Below are 7,176 nucleotides of genomic sequence, written 5' to 3'. Positions count from 1 at the left end.
ACGTGATGGCCGAAATCGGCAAAACACGCCCCCGACACAAGACCCACATATCCAGTGCCGATCATTGCTACGCGCATCATATCCCCCACACGCCAGACCAGGGCGACCCTAACGCAAGCGCAATACTTCAACAACTACAAGCAGGCTGGATGACGCATAATTCGTTTTGCGCTGCAGCATTTCAGGCTGGACTGGTTGGACGCTTTCCCGGTAACCGGCTGTATCGCACGTCAGCCCCCTTCGTATCGGAGCACGATGATGCCTGCCGCCTTGCATCCTCGCATTGGCGAGAGGCGATTTGTCCGGCTCGCCTGTCACGCTTGATAATGGGCTACCAGAGCTCCTCAATCTGGCGGATTAGCCCGCCTTCGACCCAGAACACGGCCAACATGCCGGGCTCGTTGTCAGGCTGGCAAATGCCGTGCGAATCCTCTCGTCCATATCGGTACGATATGGCTGTGTGTTCGTAGCCAGCGATCGAAGCCGCAATCTCGACACAGAGTCCCGGCGCATCGTCATACGCACCGCGATCCATATTGCGCACAAAGGCCGCGCGCCAGCTCTGCCGAGTCAAGTCGGCGCCATAGCGCGAATGGAGATAGCGAACTTCAGGGTGCATTAGGGACAAAAGTGCGTCGACATCGTCTGCGTCAGAGCCGCTCTCGTAAACCGTCGTCAAGCGGTCAAAATAGCGTTCAATGAGCGCGATATCGTCACTCGGGGGCGTGTCGGCCAAGCTTGCACCGGTGAATGAAAGGGCGAGCGCTGTAATCGATGAGCGAAGTAGTACTTTGAAATCGTTCATTTCATAAACCTGGAGGACGCAATTGGATGACGCGGTCTGCACTGCAAGTGGTAAGCGTCCCATCCGCAGCGAACAAGGTGAAGTCGAATGCGAAGGCTTCAGTTCCTTGTTCCTTTCATGAGCGCCTTGCGGTACTCGCTTGGAGTCACGCCGTAAGTCTCCTTGAACGCTTGATTGAAGGGGCCCAGGGATGAAAACCCGCTATCGAGAGCGATCGTGAGGATGGGGATTGATCGAGAGTCCGGGCTCTCCAGAACTGTCGCGACCTTCTTTACCCTGTAGCTGTTGACCAGCTGGTTGAAGTTCGCGAATCCGAGCTGACTCTTGATCCCCTGGCTGACGCGATGTTTAGGCTCCCCAACCAGCTGGGCTAATCGTGAAACGCTAATCTCGGGGTCCGTATAAATTTCGCTTGTTTGAAATAGCTCGTGCACCTTCCTGGCCGCTGAGCTGGCCTGCGGATGCAGAGGGGCGGATGGTTTGGGCAAGATGGCATTGCTGAGGCTGTTCCGCTGGCGGTGCCAGACGGCAGCGATCCCCACGATCATGCCGGCAAGACAACATAATACGAAGACATCAATGGGCAGGGTGTTGCTGATCATTGGTGCGAGTATGGCCGTCGCCAACACCAGTGCTCCATAGACCGAAATGTAGATGTATCGAAAATATTGCTCTCGTTTCAGGAAGTTGTGCCCTGAGCTCGAAAAGGCTTCTACGAATCCCAAAGCGAGAGTGACGGTGCCGACGAACGCATAGAGGTTGCTGGCCGCCACGCCTGCCAGCTCAATGAACGGGGAGTCCGTTCCTGTCTGATCCGAGATGGTGAAGACGGCATATGACAGGTACAGCAGGGACAGGAGCCTCCAGGCCCATTTCAGATCGGCCTCGTCTCCGCGAAAGAGCAGGCGCGCCAGCATCCAGGATACGCCACAGGTTCCGGCCCCCAGGACCGCAAGTATGTGTATCGCGAAGCTCGAATGTGTGAGCTCAATTTGAGCCAGGCAGAAACACACGCAGGACACGACAAACAGCAACAGCACTGCATGCATGCGTGAGGCCTGCCGGGGCATCCAGCGTACGGCGTGTGACAACCTGCTCATCCAGTAGTCATAGCCCCCACATCGATGCGACACCGCGCTCAAAAACAGGCGCATATCGCGTAACGAACCATAAAAATGCTGCTGATTTGCAAATCAGCAAGACCGTTCGAGCGTAGCGCGCCAGAGCTGACGCAGACACTTCGTTTGCCGCCTCACACGCAAATACGCAGACCAGCGGCACGTGAACAATCGAACGGTCAAGGAGCAGGTTTCATGATCACGCGTCTTTTGATGAGTCTGGCAGCGCTTTATGTGATTGGCGCGCCTGCCAGCGCCGACCAGGGTCCGCCGGCGCCCTTCATGATGCCGGGTAGCGCGACGCATACACTGGTTTCGTCGGACACGGGTCGGACCTATCCAGTCCATGTCGCTTTGCCGCCTGGTTATGAGGCCGAAGACGAGACTCTGTTTCCGGTCTTGATCGCGAATGACGGGCCCTATGCCTTCCCGATCGCCGCTCAATCGCTTAGCGTTCCGATGAACACGGGAGCCCTGGAGCCAGCAATCGTCGTCGCGATCGGGTATGCGGAAGGTGACGACCAGATGGTCAGCCGGATGCGCGATTACACCCCCACCGTCGACGAGGCGTGGAGTGCTTTTGAGCTCGGCGAGGCTGACGCCTACGCGGACTTCATTGCAAAGGATGTCCTTCCCTTCCTGGAGGCCACTTACAGGGTTGACCCGTCCAGCCGGACATTGGTCGGCCACTCGGCGGGCGCCCTGTTCGGCAGCTGGATCCTGCTCAACCGATCAGACCTTTTCCAGAACTATATCCTCATTAGCTCGGCCTGGTTCTGGGATGACGCGCTCATGCTTGCGCAGGAACAGGCTTATGCCAACGATCACGAAGACCTTCAGGCCAATGTCTACATTGCCGTCGGCTCTGACGAGCGGCCGCCTTACTCGCCTTTCCCCTGGGTCGAGACGCATGACGCGTTCGTCCAACAGCTTCAAGGACGGGGCTATCAGGGCCTTCAGCTTGAGCACGAGGTCATTGACGGAGCGCTCCACGAAACGGTGTTTCCGCAAGGCCTCATTCGCGGGGCTCAATGGCTGCTGACCATGCCGGCCGACGTCGACGAGTCGAAATAGCTTGATGTCACGGACACAGCCCACTCCAGACAGCGCGACGACCAGCGCCTTGACGCCGTTCTCGTCAGCCTTGATCACGAGCCTCGCGCTACTGGCAATGCTCGTGATCGCGCCGCCGGCCTATTACCACTACTTGCCGATGGCGCTTGGTGGTGAAGGCGTTGAAGCGCTGGCGTCAGCGCTTCAAACCCGCGGGCGCCCGTATCTGATCGGCATCGCACTTCTGTTTTGCGTCTATGTTCTGGACGTTCTGGTAGCCTGGGGGCTTTACGGATATTTCGACGGCGACAGGAAGGGCTTCGGGCGCCTCGCCGCCTGGAGCAGGCTGGTTTACGCCGCACTGGCCTTCGTTTCGCTCTCCTTCAGCCTGTCTGCCTACGAGGTTGCGAACTCGGCTCAAATGGCGGCGTCTGCATCGCCGGAGAGCCTGCGCTTGGCGGTCACGCTCAATCATGAGACTGCGGGGGCGATCATGTCCGTGGCCTGGGCCTTCTTTGGCGTCCACCTCATCATCCTGAGCGTCACAATCTTCAAGTCGTCTCTTGTGCCGTTCTGGATAGGCCTTCCCGTCTTGCTGGCCGGTCTGGCGTACACGGTTCCGATCAGCGCCAGCTACCTGGCGCCGCACGTCGATCTCAGCCTTCTGTCGGCAATGACGCCTGGTGAGCTCGTCTTGATATTGTGGCTTGTCTTTTCTCTCTGGAAGACGAGACGACAGGCGTTTGCAAGATGAGGGGAAGATGGCGCACCCAAAAGGATTCGAACCTTTGACCTCTGCCTTCGGAGGGCAGCGCTCTATCCAGCTGAGCTATGGGTGCGTACAGAGCGTTCTGTGTAGCTCGGTCCGGGATCAAGTTCAATCAGGTCGACGCAGCGCGTGTTGCGCTTGGGTGAGCATGAAAACTGAATCCGAATTGTAATGATTAATCAAAGGTTGACACACAAGCATAGGCGTGCGCGGATGGCTTGTATTGTCCTGTAAAACCCGTCTCGGGATTGAAAAGGGGTGATGGGATGACGCATTACACGCCCCGGCTCTTGCTGGTTGAAGACGATCCTCAGGACGCATTTCTGGTCCGTCGCTATCTGTCTGATCTGCCCTATGGTGGTCAGGTTGATCAGGTGGACAGCGTGCGCAATGCACGCGCACAGATAGAACAAAGCCCTGACATTGCTTGCGTTATTGTCGATCTCAAGCTGGCGGATGGTTCGGGCGCAGCCCTGATCGAATGGATGCTGTCGGAGGCGGAACTGCGTGAAATCCCGGTCATTGTGTTCAGCGGGGACCGGTCCGATCATCTCGATCTCGACACCTTCACAAATGTGGCCTGCCTGATCCAGAAGCCGGAATCCGCAGATGGCTATGCGGCGCTGGCGCAGGCCCTGCGTCCGATCGTGGAGAGCGCCCTTGCGCGCGCGGTCTACGCCGCGCAATAGCGCTATCTCAGCTCACCAGTGACATAAAGGCGGATTTTCAAGCCGCCATGATCGATGGGCGCGCTCGTGTGGTCAAAGGCAAGGCCGGTGGCTTTGGCCATTTTCTCATCCGTCGTGATGAAGGCGGCTCGCCAGCCGCTGAAGCGCTCGCGCATGACCGCGCCAAACGTCTTGTAGACGCCGAACACGGCGGACTTGTCGCCAATTCTTGCGCCATAGGGCGGATTGGCGACCACCCAGCCAGGCGCGCAATCGGGGCGTTGCAAGTTTTTGATGACGCCTTCGCTGAACTGGACGCGATCAGCCACTTCGGCGCGCTCGGCGTTCTCTGTCGCCATGCGCACGGCGCCCGGGTCACGATCCAGGCCGAAACACGGCGCGTCCGACCGGGCATGGGGCGGGCGACTGCGCAATGCCATGAAGGCGTCGCGATCAAAATTGGCGAGGCGCTCGAACGCGAAGCCCCGTAACCGCCCCGGCGCCAGCCCCGCCGCCAGCTGAGCGGCTTCGATGACGAAGGTTCCCGAGCCGCATAGCGGATCGAGCAGCGGCGCGCGCCCGTCATAGCCCATCTCGCGCAGGAGCAGGGCGGCGAGGGTTTCGCGCACCGGCGCCTTGGCGACCGCGGGCTTGTAACCGCGCTTGTGCAAGGGCTCGCCGGAGGTGTCGACGCTGAGAGTGACCGTGTCATGGTCGATGCGCACGCGAACCGTGATGGCGGCGTCATCGCGAATGGCGACCAGCGCGGTGCGGGCGATGGCGTTGGCCACGCGTTCGGCAGCGGCGCCGTTGTGATAGATGCGCGACTTGCGACAGCTCGCCTCCACCTTCACCGGCGTGCCGGCATGGAAGAGATCCGGCCAGGGCGTTTGCCGGGCCAGCTGTTCGAGCTGGTTGAGATGCTGGCACTTGAACTGGTCGAGCACGGCCAGCACCCGGGTGGCGCCGCGGATTTGAAGGTTTGCGCGCCAGACCTCGGCCCAGCCGCCCTTGATCGTCACGCCGCCCTGTCCGGGATGGCATTTGGCGAAGCCGTTCTCGGCCAGCTCACTGGCGAGGGCGGTTTCAAGCCCGGGCGGGCAGGCAAGGAAAATGTCAAAGCGGTCTTGTGTCATCGCGCCTTCATAGGCCATGTGCCGACCCATGGCGACGGGATTGCACCGCAGTCTTCCACTGGATTCTGGCGTGCGGCTCTGGTCAGCCCGGCGCGCTTGCCGTACATCGCTTGTCTTGCAAGCACGAGGGCCCGATGAGCCGGCTGATTGTCTTTGATGTGGACTCCACGCTGTTGAAGGTCGAAAGCCTCGACTTCGCCGTCGAGCATGCGCTGTCATCAGCAGACGATGGCGCGGAGCGGACCGCCCAGCTCAAGGCGTTGACCGACCAGGGCATGGCCGGACAGCTTGATTTCAGGACCTCGCTGGAGAAGCGTCTGGCGATCGCCGGGCTGACCCGGCCTGCGGTGGAGCATGCGCGTGAGCATCTGCGCGCCCATCTGACGGACGGCATGGCTGATTTGCTGTCCGGCCTGCGCAAGCGCGGCAATGATGTGGCGGCGGTGTCAGGCGGGTTCGCAGACCTTGTGGAGCCGGCGCTGTTTGATCTGGGCTTCGCCAATGGCGAGATCCGCGCGAACCGTTTTGTGTTCGACGGCGACTCCGTCACCGGTTTTGATCGCCAGAACCCGCTGTCGCGCTCGGGCGGCAAGGCGCCGGTCATCGCCTCGCTCAAAAGCCTGTTCGGCAAGCCGCTCGCCATCATGGTGGGCGACGGGATGACCGATTACGAAGCGTTCGACAAAGGCGCGGCGGACAGTTTCATCGGCTTTGGCGGCGTCGCAAGCCGTGAACCGGTGCGCCTCAAGGCGCCCGCCTTCGCCAACAGCGTCGCCGAGCTGAAGACCCTGCTTCTGGGCTAGCGCGCATCTTCCAAGAATTGACTTGCCAAGACCGGGCTTCGGGTACAAAAGCGCGCACCTTTTGATTGGAGCCCCGGACTTGGACGCTGACGTCTGCCCTCGCCCTTTCTTCTCTGACAATCTGACCGCCAGCCTGATTGCGGATCTGGAAACGCGCGGCTGGGCCCATGCGCCGGGCGCTCTGGACGCCGAGCTGGTCGCCGCTTTGCGTCTTGAAGCACAAGCGCTGGAAGCGGCGGGGGAAACCCATATGGGCCGCGTGGGCCGGGCCCAGAACGAGACGAAGGCGCTGTCCATCCGCAAGACCCATATCGCCTGGCTTAATGGCGCCAGCGCGGCGCAGACGCGGTTCATGCAAGGCGCGGACGCCCTGCGGATCGAGATGAACCGGCGCCTGTTTCTGGGCCTCTTCGAGTTCGAGGCGCATTATGCGGTCTATCCGCCCGGCGGCTTTTATGCCCGGCACATGGACGCCTTCACCCTGCCGACGGCGGGGGCGGGCGCCTTTTCGGGCCGCCGTGCCGAACGGGGGCGGGTGGTGTCCATGGTGGCGTATCTGAACGAGGACTGGACGAGCGCGGATGGCGGCCAGCTGGCTTTGTGGGACAGCGCGCCTCTGGACGAACACGGCCGCCCGGATATGAGCCGTCTGGATGACGTGCCGCCCGTCGCGGAAGTGGAGCCCGAAGGCGGCGGGCTGGTGCTGATGCTGTCAGAATCCATCCCGCATGAAGTGCGCCTGTCGTACGCCACGCGATACGCCATCCCCGGCTGGTTCCGCGTCAACGCCAGCGTGGGCGGCGCGCTCGATCCGCTGCGCTAGG

At 60.9% G+C, this 7,176-nt stretch carries 9 protein-coding genes and 1 tRNA gene; 5 read left to right on the top strand and 5 right to left on the bottom strand.

Annotated elements, in window-relative coordinates; translation table 11 throughout:
* From RBA95_RS07260 to RBA95_RS07250, 3 genes are all read right to left on the bottom strand, one after another.
* Positions 1-77, bottom strand: a 77-nt coding sequence (locus RBA95_RS07260) for a hypothetical protein (RefSeq protein WP_306015376.1), incomplete at its 3' end; no start/stop codon positions are given.
* A gap of 254 nt (positions 78-331) precedes the next feature.
* Positions 332-805, bottom strand: coding sequence for a hypothetical protein (locus RBA95_RS07255; protein ID WP_306016190.1), 474 nt, complete (start codon positions 803-805; stop codon positions 332-334).
* 98 nt (positions 806-903) lie between these two features.
* Positions 904-1,854: an AraC family transcriptional regulator gene (locus RBA95_RS07250; RefSeq protein WP_306016189.1), complete on the bottom strand. Its 951-nt coding sequence runs from the start codon at positions 1,852-1,854 to the stop codon at positions 904-906.
* A gap of 264 nt (positions 1,855-2,118) precedes the next feature.
* On the opposite strand from RBA95_RS07250, the gene RBA95_RS07245 reads away from it, so the two are divergent.
* Together RBA95_RS07245 and RBA95_RS07240 are read left to right on the top strand one after the other, a co-directional pair.
* Complete coding sequence (locus RBA95_RS07245) at positions 2,119-2,997, top strand: alpha/beta hydrolase (protein ID WP_306016188.1); 879 nt, start codon at positions 2,119-2,121, stop codon at positions 2,995-2,997.
* Positions 2,998-3,046: 49 nt separating this feature from the next.
* Positions 3,047-3,730: a DUF4386 domain-containing protein gene (locus RBA95_RS07240; protein WP_306016187.1), complete on the top strand. Its 684-nt coding sequence runs from the start codon at positions 3,047-3,049 to the stop codon at positions 3,728-3,730.
* Between the two features lie 8 nt (positions 3,731-3,738).
* Here the strand turns inward: RBA95_RS07240 and RBA95_RS07235 are convergent.
* Positions 3,739-3,815 (bottom strand) — tRNA-Arg (locus RBA95_RS07235).
* A 196-nt stretch (positions 3,816-4,011) separates the two neighbouring features.
* Between RBA95_RS07235 and RBA95_RS07230 the strand changes: the two genes are divergently transcribed.
* Positions 4,012-4,434 (top strand): response regulator, encoded by a 423-nt coding sequence (locus RBA95_RS07230; protein WP_306016186.1) that lies wholly within the window; start codon positions 4,012-4,014, stop codon positions 4,432-4,434.
* A gap of 2 nt (positions 4,435-4,436) precedes the next feature.
* Here the strand turns inward: RBA95_RS07230 and RBA95_RS07225 are convergent, their stop codons facing one another.
* The gene (locus RBA95_RS07225) at positions 4,437-5,567 is read right to left on the bottom strand and encodes a class I SAM-dependent RNA methyltransferase (protein WP_306016185.1); all 1,131 of its coding nucleotides are present in this window, start codon (positions 5,565-5,567) and stop codon (positions 4,437-4,439) included.
* A gap of 116 nt (positions 5,568-5,683) precedes the next feature.
* Between RBA95_RS07225 and RBA95_RS07220 the strand changes: the two genes are divergently transcribed.
* Both RBA95_RS07220 and RBA95_RS07215 read left to right on the top strand, forming a co-directional pair.
* Positions 5,684-6,352 (top strand): HAD-IB family phosphatase, encoded by a 669-nt coding sequence (locus RBA95_RS07220; RefSeq protein WP_306016184.1) that lies wholly within the window; start codon positions 5,684-5,686, stop codon positions 6,350-6,352.
* Between the two features lie 79 nt (positions 6,353-6,431).
* Complete coding sequence (locus tag RBA95_RS07215) at positions 6,432-7,175, top strand: 2OG-Fe(II) oxygenase (protein ID WP_306016183.1); 744 nt, start codon at positions 6,432-6,434, stop codon at positions 7,173-7,175.
* Position 7,176 lies beyond the last annotated feature (1 nt).

The sequence above is a fragment of the Oceanicaulis sp. MMSF_3324 genome (assembly GCF_030733545.1).
Lineage (GTDB): Bacteria > Pseudomonadota > Alphaproteobacteria > Caulobacterales > Maricaulaceae > Oceanicaulis.
This window is presented reverse-complemented; position numbering and strand designations above follow the sequence as displayed.

Bases quoted from the DNA above. Each gene is read 5' to 3' on its own strand.
- RBA95_RS07255 (WP_306016190.1), bottom strand. From the start codon at position 805: ATGAACGATTTCAAAGTACTACTTCGCTCATCGATTACAGCGCTCGCC.
- RBA95_RS07250 (WP_306016189.1), bottom strand. From the start codon at position 1,854: ATGCATGCAGTGCTGTTGCTGTTTGTCGTGTCCTGCGTGTGTTTCTGC.
- RBA95_RS07245 (WP_306016188.1), top strand. From the start codon at position 2,119: ATGATCACGCGTCTTTTGATGAGTCTGGCAGCGCTTTATGTGATTGGC.
- RBA95_RS07230 (WP_306016186.1), top strand. From the start codon at position 4,012: ATGACGCATTACACGCCCCGGCTCTTGCTGGTTGAAGACGATCCTCAG.
- RBA95_RS07225 (WP_306016185.1), bottom strand. From the start codon at position 5,567: ATGGCCTATGAAGGCGCGATGACACAAGACCGCTTTGACATTTTCCTT.
- RBA95_RS07220 (WP_306016184.1), top strand. From the start codon at position 5,684: ATGAGCCGGCTGATTGTCTTTGATGTGGACTCCACGCTGTTGAAGGTC.